The sequence below is a fragment of the Ruegeria sp. CH6 genome, assembly GCF_056537005.1.
Map to the genome: position 1 here is coordinate 93,228 of NZ_JBQFQS010000010.1, position 16,458 is coordinate 109,685.

At 55.1% G+C, this 16,458-nt stretch carries 15 protein-coding genes; all 15 read right to left on the bottom strand.

Annotated features, from left to right (window positions below; all coding sequences use genetic code 11):
* Positions 1–4: 4 nt before the first annotated feature.
* Complete coding sequence (locus ACR0CW_RS17605; RefSeq protein ID WP_480788785.1) at positions 5–799, bottom strand: inositol monophosphatase family protein; 795 nt, start codon at positions 797–799, stop codon at positions 5–7.
* Positions 792–1,811, bottom strand: coding sequence for a LacI family DNA-binding transcriptional regulator (locus tag ACR0CW_RS17610; RefSeq protein ID WP_480788786.1), 1,020 nt, complete (start codon positions 1,809–1,811; stop codon positions 792–794). Before ACR0CW_RS17610 ends, ACR0CW_RS17605 begins: the two co-directional genes overlap by 8 nt.
* Complete coding sequence (locus ACR0CW_RS17615) at positions 1,804–3,225, bottom strand: glycerophosphodiester phosphodiesterase family protein (protein ID WP_480788787.1); 1,422 nt, start codon at positions 3,223–3,225, stop codon at positions 1,804–1,806. Before ACR0CW_RS17615 ends, ACR0CW_RS17610 begins: the two co-directional genes overlap by 8 nt.
* Entirely contained in the window at positions 3,225–4,274 is a 1,050-nt protein-coding gene (locus tag ACR0CW_RS17620; RefSeq protein WP_480788788.1) for an ABC transporter ATP-binding protein, read from the bottom strand. The genes ACR0CW_RS17615 and ACR0CW_RS17620 overlap by 1 nt, the downstream gene beginning before the upstream one ends.
* Positions 4,274–5,101, bottom strand: a complete 828-nt coding sequence (locus tag ACR0CW_RS17625; protein ID WP_480742652.1) for a carbohydrate ABC transporter permease — start codon at positions 5,099–5,101, stop codon at positions 4,274–4,276. The genes ACR0CW_RS17620 and ACR0CW_RS17625 overlap by 1 nt, the downstream gene beginning before the upstream one ends.
* Before the next feature lie 9 nt (positions 5,102–5,110).
* Positions 5,111–6,412, bottom strand: a complete 1,302-nt coding sequence (locus ACR0CW_RS17630) for a carbohydrate ABC transporter permease (protein ID WP_480788789.1) — start codon at positions 6,410–6,412, stop codon at positions 5,111–5,113.
* A gap of 62 nt (positions 6,413–6,474) precedes the next feature.
* A complete protein-coding gene (locus ACR0CW_RS17635; protein ID WP_480788790.1) occupies positions 6,475–7,827 on the bottom strand; it encodes an ABC transporter substrate-binding protein in 1,353 nt (450 codons plus the stop codon).
* Positions 7,828–8,235: 408 nt separating this feature from the next.
* Entirely contained in the window at positions 8,236–9,135 is a 900-nt protein-coding gene (locus tag ACR0CW_RS17640) for a LysR family transcriptional regulator (protein WP_170336072.1), read from the bottom strand.
* A gap of 71 nt (positions 9,136–9,206) precedes the next feature.
* On the bottom strand, positions 9,207–9,881 hold the full coding sequence (locus tag ACR0CW_RS17645; RefSeq protein WP_480788791.1) for a DUF1028 domain-containing protein: 675 nt from the start codon (positions 9,879–9,881) through the stop codon (positions 9,207–9,209).
* The gene (locus ACR0CW_RS17650; RefSeq protein WP_480788792.1) at positions 9,878–10,297 is read right to left on the bottom strand and encodes a RidA family protein; all 420 of its coding nucleotides are present in this window, start codon (positions 10,295–10,297) and stop codon (positions 9,878–9,880) included. The genes ACR0CW_RS17645 and ACR0CW_RS17650 overlap by 4 nt, the downstream gene beginning before the upstream one ends.
* A 12-nt stretch (positions 10,298–10,309) precedes the next feature.
* Positions 10,310–11,422, bottom strand: coding sequence for an aromatic ring-hydroxylating oxygenase subunit alpha (locus ACR0CW_RS17655; protein WP_196223502.1), 1,113 nt, complete (start codon positions 11,420–11,422; stop codon positions 10,310–10,312).
* Between the two features lies 1 nt (position 11,423).
* Entirely contained in the window at positions 11,424–12,590 is a 1,167-nt protein-coding gene (locus tag ACR0CW_RS17660) for an aromatic ring-hydroxylating oxygenase subunit alpha (protein WP_480788793.1), read from the bottom strand.
* 23 nt (positions 12,591–12,613) lie between these two features.
* Positions 12,614–13,870, bottom strand: coding sequence for a flavin-containing monooxygenase (locus ACR0CW_RS17665; protein WP_480788794.1), 1,257 nt, complete (start codon positions 13,868–13,870; stop codon positions 12,614–12,616).
* 188 nt (positions 13,871–14,058) lie between these two features.
* Positions 14,059–15,213 (bottom strand): acetylornithine deacetylase, encoded by a 1,155-nt coding sequence (gene argE, locus ACR0CW_RS17670; RefSeq protein WP_480788795.1) that lies wholly within the window; start codon positions 15,211–15,213, stop codon positions 14,059–14,061.
* Positions 15,213–16,397, bottom strand: coding sequence for a M24 family metallopeptidase (locus tag ACR0CW_RS17675; protein WP_480788796.1), 1,185 nt, complete (start codon positions 16,395–16,397; stop codon positions 15,213–15,215). Before ACR0CW_RS17675 ends, argE begins: the two co-directional genes overlap by 1 nt.
* Between the last annotated feature and the right edge of the window lie 61 nt (positions 16,398–16,458).

Consider the following 16,458-nt stretch of genomic DNA (forward strand, 5'->3'; position numbering starts at 1 on the left):
GGGCTTATGCAACAAAATCCTGATGCTTGATGGTGTCGACCGTGATCCGCTCTAGTCCAGGAACAATTGCCAGAATCTCGCTGCCATTCATAAGCGTCTCCGCAACCGGTTGAGAGCGCACCAACCCGCCCGCCTCACGAATGATCAGCACACCGGCCAGTGCGTCCCAAGCATTCAGATGAGCCTCGTAATATCCCTCAGCACGGCCTTGAGCGACCCACATCAGACTCACGGCAGCCGAACCATTGCGGCGATACTCCATGTTCGCATCAACTGTGTGCTGCACGATGTCCAAATATTCCTGAAGCGGTTTGCGAGATGAACGACCCAACAACAATACTGCCTGGTCGGGTTGGCTGCAGTTCGAAACCTCAATGGCAACCCCATTGCAGAAAGCGCCCTGATCTTTGGCAGCCCAGCACAACTCATCTCGGTCAGGCGCATAAATTGCGCCAATCATGATCTCTTCGTTTTCGCAGTAAGCAATCGAGACAGCCCAATCCGGCAAACCTCTCATGTAGTTTGCCGTGCCATCAATCGGATCGACCACCCAGATCGCCTCACTTTGCCCGGATTGGCCTTCTTCTTCGCCTAAGACCGCGTCCGATGGGTAGTATTCCTTGATCAAGGCGCGAATGCGTTGTTCGACTTTGCAATCTGCAATTGTCACAAAATCCTGCAAACCTTTGACGGAAACAAAATCCTGATCTTTGTTTTTATAGAGCTCGCGAGCCAAAGTACCGGCTTCAACGGCTAAAAATCTGGCAAAATCCAGTTTGGTTTCAAATTTCTCAGTCATGCCTGTTCATTGTTGTCTGCCGAAAAATCGGTGTCAGTTTTTGATTATAGTTTTGAATTGGTGCGTCAGGGTTTTCGATGCGATCCAGCATCTGGGTGACAGCGGCAAGCACTTGTTCCTCAGCGTCCTGCCGCATCGTCGATAGCTGATAGGCACCCCAATTGGCCTGTTCGATGTCGTCGCAACCAACCACCTGCAGGTCTTCGGGAAACCGGGTGTTCCAGTCCGCGCGAAGCCGGTCCAGAACGCCCAGGGCCAACAGATCAGTCGAGCAGAACACACCATCGATCTGATCCAGCGAAAGACCCAGGTTTCCTGCTACGTCGTATCCTGCTGCATAGCTTTGGCTGGAGGATATGAACTCCGTCACCTCGATGCCTTCGGCATGACATTTCTCAATGAATGCGCGGGCGCGTCCGGTCACTGAATATGACGATGCCTGAGGGTGAACCACGGCCAAGCGACCCGCACCCGATCGGGTGAGCATCGTGTATGCCAATTCTCCGGCTTGTTGTACGTCGATTTGAACCGTGTCCGCGATGTCTTGGTTCGTGCCACGATTGATCAAGACAAGGGGCATGCGCAGGCGGCGACATTCCTGAATGATCTTTGAAGACGGCGTCGCTGATGTCACCATTACGCCAGCAACATTGTAGTTGAGCAGCACCGACATGAGTTGTTCGACACTTTCATGGGCGTCCACGGTCAGCAAAATCGGGCGATAACCGTGGCTGATGAACTCTTGCGCGGCAATTTTGACCTGCCGAGATCGGAACGGAGTATCCAGAGATGAAGCGACGATGCCAACCAGATTGGACTGTCGCGTTTGCAGACCGCGCGCCAGAAAGTTGACGCGATAACCCAACTCCTCAGCAGCTTTTAAAACCTTTTGGCGGGATTTGTCCGAAATAGCCCCGCCTTCGGTAAACGCCCTTGAGACCATCGAGCGTGAAACGCCCGCCCGGCGGGCAACGTCAAATGAGGTAACAGATTTTCTGGGTTCGTCAGTCACTGATCAACCCCTTTTTGCGACAAATCTCTGCAAAACTAAACGGTTGATCAAGATTGACCAAGTCAGCCTTCGCGTCTGCGATTTTCTCGAGTGTTTCGCTCTCGTCGCCACCGTAAGCGATCATGAAGGGCATCCCGAGCTGGCGCAGCTTAGGAAATTCAGACCAGTCGTCCGATATCGTGTATTCGATCAGTTTTGGAGCCAGACAATTAAGAGCCTCATTCAGGCTGGGAAAATCCTGTCGGCGCATCATCAGGTTCGCTTCGGAGGAAATCGCACGCATGTCGTGCAAGGATTGCGTCACGAAGGACCAGAAAAACACCCGATCCTGCATGTCGTGAGCTGTTACGCGATCCCAGACCAAATTCGCCGGTGCCGATTTCAGCTCGATATAGAGATGGCCGTCATAGGATTTGGCCAACTCCAACACTTCATCAAGCATGGGTATCTTTTCCTCGGCGTAGAACTGCGAAAACCAATCCCCGGCGCTCAGCGATTGTAGCTCTGCCAGGGTCCGGTCGCATACTGGTCCAGTCCCGTTAGTGGTGCGATCCAGTGTGGGGTCGTGCAGGACCACCAGTTGATCGTCGGCTGTCACATGGACGTCGATCTCGACATGGCTAAACCCAGCAGCGAAGCATGCGTGCGCAGCGGCAAGGGTGTTTTCAGGTGCGATTTTGTTGGCGCCTCGGTGACACACAACTTGCAATCCGTCGCGAAACTTAATCGGATTGACCAATTCGGGACGATCCGAACAGATTCCCAATACCGGCTTGTTGCGCAGTTCAGCCATTCGGACCGGATCTTCTTCGTGCCAAAGAACGACCTTCTGTCGGGTATTGCGGCAGCGGTCAAAAAAGGCATCATCCAGCAGATCCTGTGGGCGATCCAGCTTCTCCCAGCATAGATGAAGGATATCTGCCTCGGTTGCGATCTCGAATGGATCGATCCCGATTGGTATCAGGACAGCAACAGGGTAGGGGCAATCTGCAGCGCGCAGAGCTTGCACCGCAGTTGGATCAAAAGCACCAAGAATGGCGCGTTTCATCCCAACGGACTGAAGCAACTCTAATGTCGGTACAGCCGCATCCGGCGCCTTGATGTCCGCATAGATACCGCAGCAGCGGTCCTGTGCCAGTTCGATGATCTGAGAAAACAGAGGGGCTTCATCCTGACGAACTGCTGCCCGAATTTCTGCATATGTCAGGTGACGAAGGGCGCGCCCGTCTGCCAATGAAAAATCGTGGAAAGCGATGATTTGATTATCTGCTGTCAGGTGCAGATCCACCTCCCACATGTCTGCACCCAGATCGGCGGCCAGTGCAAATGCAGGCAGGGTGTTTTCCTGCGCATAGGCACTGGCCCCGCGATGCGCGATCGACAAGGGACGGGAGGGGGTCAACCAGTCCGACATCAGATGCGCGTTCCTTCGGGTGTAAAGGCCAATGCGTGATCCGAGGCGATACCCCAGTTCACGGTCTCACCCAGTTTAAGGCGCGGTCCAGCAGGTTGGATCGACCGCAGAACCGACCCGTTGGACAAGGTCACGTTATAAAGATCTTCGCGCCCTTGCGTTTCAACGAAGCTGATCTTGCCCGTCAGGTCAGATCCGAATTGCGGGCCGAAATACTCTGGCCTGATGCCAAGTTGCACCTGTCCATTGACCTTCGGCCTTAGTGTCTCGGCAATAGCAATACCGCTGTCGCCAATGCGGAACTGGCCATCAGCAACAGTAGCGTCTAGGAATGAAATCGGCGGGTTGCCAAGGAACCCGGCCACAAAGGTATCAACCGGATCGTTGTACATCTGGTCCGGTTCGCTCAGCTGTACGATTTTACCATCCTTCATCAGCGCGATGCGGTCACACATCGACATCGCCTCGACCTGATCATGGGTCACGAGGATCGCGGTGATGCCGGTCTCTAGTTGAATCCGGCGGATTTCCGAGCGCATCTCAAGCCGCAGCTTGGCGTCAAGGTTGGCCAGCGGTTCGTCCAGCAACAGCACATCCGGCTGCCGCACAAGCGCGCGGGCAAGGGCTACGCGCTGCTGTTGGCCACCCGACAGTTGCGCCGGGCGGCGATCCAGCAATTCGGGGATATGCACAAGCTCCGCAATCTCACCCACCTTGCGTGTGATCGTCGCGTTATCCAGCTTCTGCACGCGCAATGGGAAAGCAATATTCTCGCGAATGCTCATATGCGGGTAAAGCGCATAGTTCTGGAACACCACGCCTACGTTGCGCTTTTGTGAGGGCAGGTCCGAGACATCGCGATCCCCGAAGTGCAGCGTACCACCATTCATCCGGTGGATACCGCAGATGGTAAACAGCGTGGTGGACTTGCCGCAGCCAGATGGACCCAGCAGCGCCATCATCTCACCGCTCTCTACCGTAAGGTTCAGCTTATCGATGACGGTAAGGCCGTCGAAGGTTTTGGTGAAGTTTTCGAGCCTAAGTTGCATCAGCCTTTCGAGCCCCCGCCGTAGATGTTCATGAGTTTTTTCTGGAAAACCAGATAGATCAGGATCACCGGCAGTGCGTAGAACAGGCCCACCGATTTAAAGAGGTTGAAGTCAACTTCCAAACTGTCATCCAGCAGGAAGTACGCCAGGTAGGTCGACAGAACCTGCGCATCGCTGCCCGGTGCCAGCACCAGCGGCAGGATGAATTCGCTCCACCCCGACAGGAACGAAAAGATCAGCAGCGCAGACAGGCCCGGCTGTACCTGCGGCAGTACCAGCTTGCGCCAGACCATGAAGCGGCTGGCGCCATCCTGTACACCGGCCATCTCAATCTCCCACGGGACGGTGTCGTAGAAACCTTTCATGACCCAGATGCCGAAGGGCAGTTCCAGCGCGGCCTTGACCATGATGACGCCGATCAGCGTATCGAAAAGGCCAAGAAACTGCAGGATCAGGAAGATCGCGATGATCAGCGTGATCGTCGGAAAAGCGTGCAGGATGATAACACCCGCCAGAAAGAACCGCCGTGCGGGAAAGTTCAGACGCGACAGCGCATAGGCCGAGGTCAGCGATGTGGCACAGACGATGGCCGCCGTGGAACCAGCAAAGATGAAGGTGTTGATCGTTGCGATCCACACTGATCCGCGCCCCGTGGTGTCATCCCAAAGAAACCGCCAGTGGTGAAAAGTGAATTCCGAAGGTATCAGACTGCCGGGCTCTGCATCGGTGATCGAGTCCACCAATGTAAAGGCGTACATGATCACCAGTGGCAGCGACAGGATCGTTAGCAGCGCAATAACCGGCAGCGAGCGAAAGTTCGATGTCATGACAGGCCCCTATTGCTCGATCCGTGGTTTTGCCACGAGGTCTTTGAAGTTGAAGAACCGCAGGTACAGCGCGCTGGTCACGATGCCGATAACCACCAGCACCAGCGCATAGGCCGCGCCGAGACCGTATTGCAGGTTTCCGCCATAGTTGTTCAGAGCGGTGTGATAGGCGGCCAGAGCCCAAACTTCGGTCGCGCCACCCGGCCCACCATCGGTGGCCAGTAGAATGTACTCAAACGAAGTCAGCAGTGAGAGTGTCTGGTAAGATGACGTGAACAGGATCGGCCAGCGTAGTTGCGGCAGGATGATATAGCGGATCTGTTGCCACCGATTGGCCCCATCCACCTCAGAGGCATAGAGCATCGATGCAGGGATCGTCCGGATCGCTGATGAGAACAGGATCATCCCCAGAGAGGCGCCTACAAATCCATTGATCAGGATAACCACGATCCAGGCATTTGTCGCTGTATCCAGCATCCAGTTTCGGGGAGCGACGCCGAACCAACTCATGAAGGACGAAATGATTCCAGTGTCCCATGTCAGCCAGTACCACATCAGCACATACAAAACCGGCGGCAGGATACGCGGAAGAAACCAGATGGTGCGAAAGGTGTTGGCGATGCCCGAAGGCAGATAGAAAGTCGAGATCGCCAGAAACAGGCCGAAGCCCACGTTAAATGTCAATGTAAACACAACATAGAACAATGTGTTCATTGCGTAGCGCCAGGAATTGTCCAGCGAGAACAGCAGCTTCATGTTCTCTGTGGTCCAGACCCAGCCAGTATAGGCGACTTTGACCAAGATGTTTTGATCTGCCTCGGGGATGCTGGCTGCAGTCAGGGCTGCGCGAAACTCTTCTTCGGTCTGAAACCGTTCATCCATCACGCTCGAAGTGAAAAGCTCGGCCAGCGCCTTGCGATCTCGGGTTGAACGGATCCGATTTGCACGCAAGTCCTTGAGCGCACGCTCCATATCCCGACGCGATGAAAACTGTGCCCCAGCGTGCAGATCTGCTAGTTCATCTGCGGTTGCCTGATCGCGCGCTTCGGCCAATAGGGCCAGACCGGTTTCGTCGACGACATAACCGGCATTTTCCAGCTTGTCATAGGTTTCCTCCGACACACCGCTGGCTTTCACCTCGCGCAGATCGGATTGAGTCAACAGGTATTCACCGCCTGTAATGCCCGTTGATGTGGACATGTTGGTAAAGGCGAAGAACACCGTCAGGATGACCGGGGCCAGAAAGAACAGCGTTACCACGATCATCGCGGGCGCAAGAAATCCGAACCCAAGCGCATTGAAGCGGGGCATTGCAATCTCCGAGAAAAAGTTGGCCGGGGCAGGCTACCCCGCCCCAGCCAGTGGGAGGAAACTTAGCGGACGATCAGGTTGTCGCCCAATTTCGCGTTCAACTCGGATTCCAACTCGGCAACCGCATCTGCTGGCGTTTTCACACCCGTCCAGGCCGCCTCGAGCCCCTTGAACATGGCTTCTGAAAACGCGCCGTAATCCAGATTGTTCGGCTGTGCGTTGGCGCTGACCAGCAGGCGTTCTGTCGCTTCCGAGGCCCAGCGGTCATTGGCGTAAAGCTCGATGTTCGACTGCTGTTGACCGATGCCCAGATGCGCCGACTTGATCGCGTGCAGCGAGTTCAGGCGTGGTTCCGAAGCGATTTTGACCAGTTGTGCGGCGATGTCCTCGTGATCGTCGTTTTCCTGATCTGTCACCAGATAGACCAGTGGGTGAGTGATGGTGTTGGCGCGGCCGTTTTCGTTGCCTGCCGGGATCAGAGAAAACTCGATGGTACCAAAGAAGTCCTCGTTGCCTTCCTTGCCGGTATAGCGGGCGTAGTGCCAGGTACCGCCATGCCACGTCGCGGCTTTTCCATTAGCCACTTCGCTGTACCACTGGCCCCAGTCAGTACCCAGGTGGTTTTTACGCGTGATCCCTGCATCAACCGCATCGGCGAAGAACTGGTAAAATGCTTCCATCGCGGCCTTGTCCAGGACCAGCTTGCCTGTCTCAGGATCCTGCAACTGCCCACCAAAAGACTGGTAGAACTGAGCATAGTCCGGACCGTTTGATGGCCGTGGATAAAATCCGTAACCCTCTTCCACGAGGCCAGCATCGACTGCTTTCTTCGCATCTTCCAAGACGTTTTGAAGAGTGTATTCACCCGATGCGATTTTGTCAGGCAGGGCAGTGATGTCTTCTTCGGAGTAACCGATACCGCGCATGGTGTCCTTCCAGAAGAAGAACGGGCGGCTTTCTGCGTCCTGCGGCAAGCCCCATTGAATGCCATTATAGGCAGCGATCTCAAGCAGGTTGGGGTAGATGTCGTTCAGTGGCCACGCGTCGAAATCCAAATAGTCCTCGGCGGGAACGATGTAACCGGCCTGGCTCCAGGGTGCGATATCGAGGTGGCTGGTGACCACAATGTTCGGCGCGGTGCCAGCTTCGGCCGCAAGGGTTACACCCTGCTTGAACTCTTCCCAGCCTCCAAAATCACGTTTACCTTCGACGGTAATGTTCAGCTCGCGACCTTCGATCGCAGCTTCACGCTCCAGCATATCAGCGGCAATTTCAATGGCATCAATACGATATGCATCTGCATCGTTCGAGCCCCCGGCCCAGACTGTGATCGTCACGTCTTCGGCCAGAGCGGGTAGGGCGATTGTGCTCAGCAACAATGCTGCTGTGGTGCGTTTAATCTTGGTTGTGGTCATGCGGAACCCCTGTTTGGTTAGTGAGCGCAAATATCGCACACGTGTGCATGAGTTGCCCTATCATTTATTTATGTAGCCAGTGTGACACGAGCCCAGGTTTGTTACCGAGGATAGGGTTCCTCTGTCGAATAGTGATAATTGGGTTATTTTCAGTCGGAACAAATTAGCGCCGACTCTCTCCTCCAGCGGAATCGACAATTGAACACGTGTGCAAAATAGTCAACAAATTTATCATTTTTGAATGCAGACCTTCGTGCACTTGGTCGTTTTGGGGTGCAGAACGGACCAAAATGCTAAGGCTTTGTCGCTTGAAGATATTCAGGTCCGATTGATTCGAGAATCGGGTTTGATACTCAGAACTTGATTGCCCGGTCAGAATGTCCCAGAGCCTAGTTCAGTGACTTCGCTTCAAATCAGTTCTGCACGACAATGCTCGACAAAAGCCGCGTGGGTGCTGCTGCTGGTCGCGCCCGGCACACCCAGAACACCCATGGCAATCGGGGGTACCCCTCCGACGATCGGTACGAATTTCAGTGGCTTACCATCTGGTGCGAGATCGTTCAGAGGAAGGAAATTTGCAATGGAATACCCGAATCCATTGGCAACCAGACTTCGCATTACGGCCATATCGCGTGTTCGCTCACTGATCACCGGTCGCAGCCCTGCGCGGGTGAAAAACGACAGGAAGTAGTCAGAGCTGATGGGCAAATCGAGCAGGACCATCGGATAGGCTGCAAGATCATGAACGGTCACGCTGTCACAGATGGCAAGCGGGTGTTCCGGCGCCAGTAACGCGAATGGCGGCAACTCCTTTACCAGATGAAACTCAAGATCAGGTGGAAGGTTCAGATCATAGCTGAGGGCCAGATCGACTTCAGCGCGTCGCAGGGCCGCGAATATTTCGTTCTGAGTCAGTTCAACCTGACTCATATGTACATCCGGGTATTGCGCTTCAAAGCTGCGGCGCAGGCCTGAAACCACAATCTGGGCAAATGATACAAGGCAACCCAACCGCAAAGGACCCTGAACTGTGTTCGAGACAGTCGCGGCCATCCGCGTCAGTTCCGTCGCCTGATTGAGAATGAGCAGTGCCTGCCCGGTAAGGGTTCTGCCCGCTTCGGTCATTTTCAAACCCTGCGCCCGCTGGCGCACGAATAGCGGGATACCCAACTCGGTTTCCAGTTGTGTTATCGCAGATGAGATCGAAGGCGAAGATACGTTAAGCTTTTGACTCGCAGCGGCGATGCTGCCGCACTCACCGGCTGCAACAAAATACTCCAACTGGCGTAACGTGAATCTGATCGGCATGTACAAGCTTTCAAGTGGCCTGCTCATGGTGGAGCAAGGGCCACCCGACGTCCAGTCACCTTTGCAACCGGTCAATCGTCACCCGGCACCCCGTAAGATGGCGCCTCGCGCGGGTCGAGCGCGCGCTGGACATAGGCATCAATCTGCGGTGCGTATACAGCCCACGCTGTTGCGATGTTTTCAATCGGACAGTCTTCGGTCCAGTCACAGCGCAAATCAGCAATGGGCCAGGAAAGGCGGTCGACGATCTTGAGACCGGCAGAGTGTACTGGCCCCGCTTCTCCTCCAGCGCTCAGTCCCGCCCGCATTGCGGCAATCAGACGATCACCAATATGGCCGGTAGATTCGACAAATCCGGCCACGATGGCCTCGGGAACTCCTTCGTTGGCCAGCAGATTGCCACCAGAGGCTACATCGCGACCTTCGGCTTGGGTCCAGATGCCCAGACTGTTGGCACCTGAATGGATGGCCGTGCGTCCTTGTGTGTCGATGGCCAATACCTGTCGATAGTCCATGAAATTTCCCTGCCGACCGATCTGGTCGATCGCTTCGGGAGCGGACAGGCCATTTTGCATCAGATCAAGCGTGAGTGGACCCAGCGTCGGGTCCGTCACGTTCTGAGACGCTACTGCCCCGACACCAGCGCGTGCAAAAGAGCAGCGTGCTGCCACAGCCGGAGAGGACGATGATATAGCCAAACCGAACATGCCGGTTTCAGCGCAGCGGGCCACAAGGGAAAAGGTCATGCGGGGATCACCGCAGTCCCGTCAATTTCGACCAGCCATTCGGGTCTGGCCAACGCCTGAACCACCAGACCGGTCGAGACCGGATGCACGCCTTTGATGTACTCGCCCATGGTGCGGTACACCGCCTCGCGATGACGGACATCGGTTATGTAGACCACGACTTTCACGAGGTGGCTCATGTCTCCGCCTGCTTCTTCAATAAGCTGGCGAATGTTCTGCATCACCTTGTGAGTTTGCTCAACCGGGTCATGGCTGTCGATGTTTACTGCGTCGTCCAGGTTCTGTGGGCATTGACCCCGCAACCAGACGATCTTGCCACTGGCCTCGGTCACAACGGCCTGACAGAGGTCATTGTCCAGATTCTGTTCAGGATAAGTATCGGACGTGTTGAATTTCCGAATTCGGGTATGGGCCATCTGGTGCCTCCGCTATGCCACGGCCTGAACGCGATCCTGTTTGGCAAGCCAAAGCTGGAAGTCCCGAATAGTGCCTTCGTAGTTGTCTTCTGCCAGGGGCCCGGAACAGGCGTGTTCAGAATTCAGGGCAACTTGCATTCTTTCAAGCTTTTCCCGATCTTCACGATTGACCTCTTCCCATAGCGAAACCCGCTTAGAGATTGTTTCTTCATCCAGATCGTCGCCGTAAACCGACAGGGTCCATTTGACTCGTATCTGTTCAGCGTTCAGCGGAAAAATACTCAGCGATACAAGAAGACTTGCCGCCTGGCTGGCAACTTGCGTTGGGAACACTGAAAACAATGTTGACCGCAAACGCTCATCCTCGGACAGCCCTTCTGCGCCGAAGCCGCGTGAAGGGATGTCTTTGGGGTAGTTTGCGGCATATGAGGTAAAGCCGTCACCTCCGTAGAGTTTCCGTGCCAGACCTGTCGGGGTGTAACCATGCAACGTTTCCGGGTGTACGACCGACAAGTGGTAACCTTCCATGAAATTCTCGACGAGACATTTCCAGTTGGTATTCCAGATCTCTTCTCCCACATGGGCAACACGGAACGTCTCGCTTTCGTAGGGGGCCAGCAATGCATCAAGCTCCGGATATTCAAAGGGCTGTGCGTGCGGGTCCAGGCTTACGTAGATAAACCCGTTCCACAAATGCATATTGTGCCGGTGCAGACCACAGTTCGAGGCATCGAAACCTGCATTCTTCATACGTGCAGCCCGCATCAGAGATCCATCAAGGTCATACGCCCAGGCGTGATAAGAGCAAATGAACCGTTTAGCCGATCCACTGCCCTCGGCCAGTGGCATACCCCGATGCCGGCATACATTGGCCAAAACCGCGATATCTCCGTCTGCTTTGCGCACGACGATCAAGGGTTCGTTCAACAACTGAACGGTAAAGAAATCACCGGGTTCAGGCACCTCGTCCGCACGACCTAGACAATGCCAGCCACGACGCAGGACAGTCGCGGCTTCGTGTTCGAATTGCGATGCAGAGGTGTAAAATGCACCGGGCATCGACATCGGCCGGTCCGCAGGCAGGGCCGCAATCTCTTGCAGCTGTTTCGCAAGCTCGGTGTGCATCTCAGGCCCCCTCCTTTATTCTGGGTTGAAAATTGGAATCCATGCGGTTCATCAGGTATTGTGCAAAGTCGAAATTCGGCCGCTCCAGATGCGACAGATGTCCGGGCTCGGCCCCATCAGCGCAAAGACCGCGATAGACCTTCTCTGTGCAGCCACGGTCCTCGACGTTGACTTCGTCCAACAGTGTTTTCAGGTCGATCAGGTTCTGCTGGGCCTCCGTATCGTCCGCATAATCATCGGACATGCCCCCGCCGAAACGGATCTGTACCTGTGACGGCCCCTTCGGGTGCAGGCTCAGATACCAGAAATATCCGGGCGTTAGTGTGATCAGTAGGCTCGGATAGATCGCCAATAGAAAGGTTGTTCGACGCTCATCTCCCTGCAGGCGGTCATTCTTGGGATGCGCCATCGCGATACGCAGCGATTCATCCTTGAGGATCGTGTGATAATTGAAAGCTTTCCGCCCCGGTGGGCAAATCATTTCATCCAGCCGTGAAAGCCCACCGATGGTTCCTGCGTGACAGACCGGCAAGTGATAGCTTTCCATGAAGTTTTCTGCGAGCACCTTCCAGTTTGTGTCCCACAGATGCTCTTCAAAGAAGGTCTCAGTATAGTTGGTCATGTCGTATCCGGCGACCAGATCCTCGACTTCTTTAAGTTGCGAGGCCACCGGGGATGCGTCGGGATTGAGGGTTATGAAAACCCAACCCAGCCATTCCTCACACGACACTTCCGGCAGAGCATAATCGCTTTTGCAGAACCCCTTGTTTCCGGTCATTGCTGGCGCACCGCGCAGTGAACCATCCAGATTGTAAGTCCATGCGTGATAGGGACAAACAATCGATTTGGTTTGCCCCCGTCCATGCAGAAGTGTCGACATTCGGTGGCGACAGACATTCGAGAAAGCCCTCAAATCACCATCCCGATCGCGCAGTACGATGATCGGTTGATCAGCCAGTTCGCAGGTTACATAGTCTCCAACTTCTGACAACGAACTGGCGCGACCGACGCAGAACCAGTCTTTCTTGAAGATGTTTTCAAGTTCGGCCTCCAGAAACTCTTGAGAGTAGTACACGGAAGGCGGCATTGCCCGGGCCTGTTCGAACGGGACGGATACATTGGCCCGCAATGCTTCGACCGGGTTCTCGATGGGATGCATAACTGTCATGTTTCGGTGCCTTTCCTGCCGAGTCACTCAGCGGCTGCAGGACAATAGTCCCGGTAATTTTTCTGGATGGCTATCTGATCTGCGACATAAGCTGCGTCGTGCCATACACCCCAAATGAAGGTAGACCCGCGCCGCGATTGCCACGGCAGTCCAAGAAAATAGATGCCTGGCTCAGTCGAGACGCCGCGCTGATGCACCGGCGCACCTGTTTGGTCGAACGCATCCACTTTCATCCAGCTGAAATCCTGACGATAGCCCGTGGCCCAGATGATGGTGGTGATACCTTCTGCCCTGAGATCAAGCTCATGGAACGGATTGGTCAGGCATTCCGGGTCAGGCGGCAGGATCCTTGCCTCGGGTTCCTGAGGCAAATCCAGACCCATACGTTCAGCGTAGGCATCCGCCTGATCAAGCATATCGAGATAGTTCGCATCCCCTGCGGCGATGTTTTCCGTCAGATCATTGTCGATGATCAGCTTGCCGTTTTCATAGCGATCAGCCCTGCCCAGCAGCGTCATGCCTTCGGCTGCGAGGCGGCGGAAATCTACGGTCTGTCCACCCTGCGCGCCGCTGACCGAAATCGTGACATGTTCGGTGCCGGGTTCCTTGGCGGGAATGTCCCACAGGCCCAGTACACCCAGCCACCAGCAATAGTCCCGACCGCGATACGCACGAGGGGGACGATCATGCGGGCCAACACAAAGGAAAGTCTTGCGGCCGGCGCGCTGCAACTCATCTGCAATCTGACCTCCCGACGAACCAGCGCCCACTACAAGCACAGCCCCTTCGGGAAGATCTTGCGGGTTGCGGTACGAGGCGGAATGGATCTGCGTAATGCCCTCACTCTCGGGCACGATATCCGGAAAAACCGGATGCTGAAATGCGCCCGTTGCTGACACTACGGCCTCGGCCTCGATCACGCCGTCCGATGTTTCAACTGTGAATCCCGGCCGGCCAACATTCTTTGTAAGCGAGATCACCTCAACCCCTGTCCGAATGGGGGCCTCGATCATCTCGGCATAAGCGTTCAGATAATCTGCAACTTGTTCTTTGGGCGGAAATGCGTCCGCCCCACAGGTCTGAAACTTCATGTTTGGAAAACGATCGTGCCAAGCCGGGCCGTTTGCCACCAGCGAATCCCAGCGGCGCGATCTCCAGGCTTCGGCCACGCGATGCTTTTCAAGAACGATATGAGAAATCGAGTTGCGGCTCAGATGCTCGCTCATCGCGATTCCAGCCTGCCCTGCGCCTACAACAAGGGTATCAACATATTCCACCATCGCTCGGAGCCTTTCTTGCTAGGTCTCCGGGAACCTGCCATTCCCGGAGAGCGCAAAAAAGAACAGTCTTTCTTCTTTTCAATTAGGTAAGAGCTAAGAAGTAATATAACCGGTAACTATTGGCGATCGACACCAATTAAGGCGTTGAAAAATTGCAGAAACAAGGTGGAATGGTTTCGGCAGATCAGTCAGTTGACCAGCGTCTCACCCAAACGCCTTAGCATACGGCAGCAAAGTTCCAACTGCTCGATCTCCAGATACTCATCAGGCTTATGAGCTTCACGGATCGAACCGGGGCCGCAGACAATCGTATTTGAGCCCAATTGCTGAAACAGCCCTGCCTCGGTTCCGAACGCCACCAGATCGGCACCGTTTGCCCCTGTCAGCTTTGCGACCAGATCGCGGGCCGCATTGTCATCCATGGGCTCGAGACCAGCAACTTCTGCTATGATTTCCAGCTCGATACCTGCCTTTGGATGAAGAGACTTCATCTCGGGCACCAGTGTACCGTCAACGTAATCCGTCAGTGCCCCTTTCACGAAATCTGCATCGCTCGCCTGAACCGGTCGCATTTCCCAGTCGACCTCGGCTTTACCGACAATAACATTATGCGCTACGCCGCCCGAGATTCTGCCGATGTTTATAGTGCTCCATGGCGGGTCAAACTTGCTGGTCTCTGGGGTCCTTGCCTTCAGAGCCTCTCGCAACTCGAGCAATTTCGCCACATAGCGCGCAGCATATTCGGCGGCGTTCACACCTGCATCCGGCGCTGAACCATGCCCCTCCAACCCGGCAAATCGGGCCGTGTACTCATAGCAGCCCTTGTGACCCTCGATGACGCGCATCTCGGTGGGCTCGCCAACAATCGCGATATCCGGAACAATTCCTCGCTGCGCGAGATCACGGATCAAATTTTGCGCGCCCAAACAGCCCGTTTCCTCATCATATGTGAAGGCAAAGTGCAGTGGTTGCTTCAAGGCGCTTGCATCAAGCGTCTCGGCAAGCGCCAGACTGGCTGCAATGAACCCCTTCATGTCACAGGTGCCCCGACCAAAAAGCTTTCCATCGCGACAGTTCAATTCAAAGGGATCGGTTGTCCAATCCTGATCCGCAACGGGGACGACATCCGTGTGTCCGGACAACATGACACCGCCTGGCAGGTCCGGCCCTAGTGTCGCAAAAAGATTGGCTTTGGTGCCGCTATTGTCCGCAGTTAAGTTACAACGTGCGCCGAGCGCTTCGAAGCGATCCGACAAGTATTTGATCAGATCCAGATTTGAATCTATCGAAACTGTCGGAAATGCGATCAAATCGCCAAGTATATCGATGGACCGGTCCAGCATTATGGTTTCACAAACATCTTGCGGGGCCGATCGCAAAAGCACTCAGCAGGTCCATTTTCGGTAATCAGGATCGACTCTGTGATCTCTAGCCCCCAGTCATCCATCCAGAGGCCGGGCATGAAGTGAAAGGTCATGCCGGGTTCGAGGATGGTCTCATCTTCGCCGCGCAGCGAGATTGTGCGCTCCCCCCAATCGGGCGGATAACTCAATCCAATCGGATATCCGCAACGCGCCCCGCGTTCTATTCCCGCGCGCTCCAGCGGCGCGGCCAGCGCGGCAGCGATGTCCTTTGCTCGATTTCCCGCCCTCGCGGCATCAAGACCGGCTTCCAATCCTTCTACCAGTGCTGCTTCTGCGCGTTTCAGTTGATCGGGGGGACTCCCCAAATACACAGACCGGCAGAACGGGGCGTGATAGCGCCGGTAACATCCTGATAATTCGAAAAAGGTACATTCGTCGGATTTGAATACATCGCCATTCCACGTCAGATGGGGTGCTGCAGCATCCGTTCCCGACGGTAACAGGGGCACAATTGCTGCGTAGTCCCCCCAATCGTCGCCGACACCCGTGATCGCGTCGTGATAAATTTGGGCAACAAGTTCATTTTTGCGAAGGCCTGGTTCTACACGCTCGAGCACGCCATCAACGATATGCTCGGAAATACGCGCGGCCTTGCGCATCAAGGCAATCTCTTCCTCCGACTTTACGGCGCGTTGCCAGTTAACCAGTGCGGTTGCATCGATCAGTGACGCACCAGGCAATTCAGATAGCAGCGTCTGATGTGCCTTCGCTGAATAATAGTAGTTGTCCAGCTCAACACCAATCCGACCGTTAGCATGCCCATATTCGGTGATCAGTTTCGCAAGATCCTGCATCGGATGGCGTGTTGTCGATTGCACAAAGCTGTCTTCATAACCGTGGATACGGTCATCCGTCATCCAAACGGTACGGCGCGCGCCATTTGCATCCTGACTGCGCCCCCACCAAACCGGATCAGAGTCCAGAAAGATCAGCGCGCCCTGATGCACATAAAACGACCAGCCTTCGTAGCCAGTGAGCCATGAAATGTTTGAAGGGTCTTCTATGAAGAGGCAATCCAGACCGGCCTGAGACATTGCGTTCCGGGTTTTGGCAAGGCGGCGGTCATATTCCGCTTGGGTAAAGGCCGGGTCAGTATGCGCCATCTGAATCTCCGCTTCGCAACGAACTTTGGTTGACACAACTTCACCAATCGGCTCACGTCAA

Coding starts and splice junctions, on each gene's coding strand:
- ACR0CW_RS17605 (WP_480788785.1), bottom strand. CDS start 799: ATGACTGAGAAATTTGAAACCAAACTGGATTTTGCCAGATTTTTAGCC.
- ACR0CW_RS17615 (WP_480788787.1), bottom strand. CDS start 3,225: ATGTCGGACTGGTTGACCCCCTCCCGTCCCTTGTCGATCGCGCATCGC.
- ACR0CW_RS17620 (WP_480788788.1), bottom strand. CDS start 4,274: ATGCAACTTAGGCTCGAAAACTTCACCAAAACCTTCGACGGCCTTACC.
- ACR0CW_RS17625 (WP_480742652.1), bottom strand. CDS start 5,101: ATGACATCGAACTTTCGCTCGCTGCCGGTTATTGCGCTGCTAACGATC.
- ACR0CW_RS17630 (WP_480788789.1), bottom strand. CDS start 6,412: ATGCCCCGCTTCAATGCGCTTGGGTTCGGATTTCTTGCGCCCGCGATG.
- ACR0CW_RS17635 (WP_480788790.1), bottom strand. CDS start 7,827: ATGACCACAACCAAGATTAAACGCACCACAGCAGCATTGTTGCTGAGC.
- ACR0CW_RS17640 (WP_170336072.1), bottom strand. CDS start 9,135: ATGCCGATCAGATTCACGTTACGCCAGTTGGAGTATTTTGTTGCAGCC.
- ACR0CW_RS17645 (WP_480788791.1), bottom strand. CDS start 9,881: ATGACCTTTTCCCTTGTGGCCCGCTGCGCTGAAACCGGCATGTTCGGT.
- ACR0CW_RS17650 (WP_480788792.1), bottom strand. CDS start 10,297: ATGGCCCATACCCGAATTCGGAAATTCAACACGTCCGATACTTATCCT.
- ACR0CW_RS17655 (WP_196223502.1), bottom strand. CDS start 11,422: ATGCACACCGAGCTTGCGAAACAGCTGCAAGAGATTGCGGCCCTGCCT.
- ACR0CW_RS17660 (WP_480788793.1), bottom strand. CDS start 12,590: ATGACAGTTATGCATCCCATCGAGAACCCGGTCGAAGCATTGCGGGCC.
- ACR0CW_RS17665 (WP_480788794.1), bottom strand. CDS start 13,870: ATGGTGGAATATGTTGATACCCTTGTTGTAGGCGCAGGGCAGGCTGGA.
- argE (WP_480788795.1), bottom strand. CDS start 15,213: ATGCTGGACCGGTCCATCGATATACTTGGCGATTTGATCGCATTTCCG.
- ACR0CW_RS17675 (WP_480788796.1), bottom strand. CDS start 16,397: ATGGCGCATACTGACCCGGCCTTTACCCAAGCGGAATATGACCGCCGC.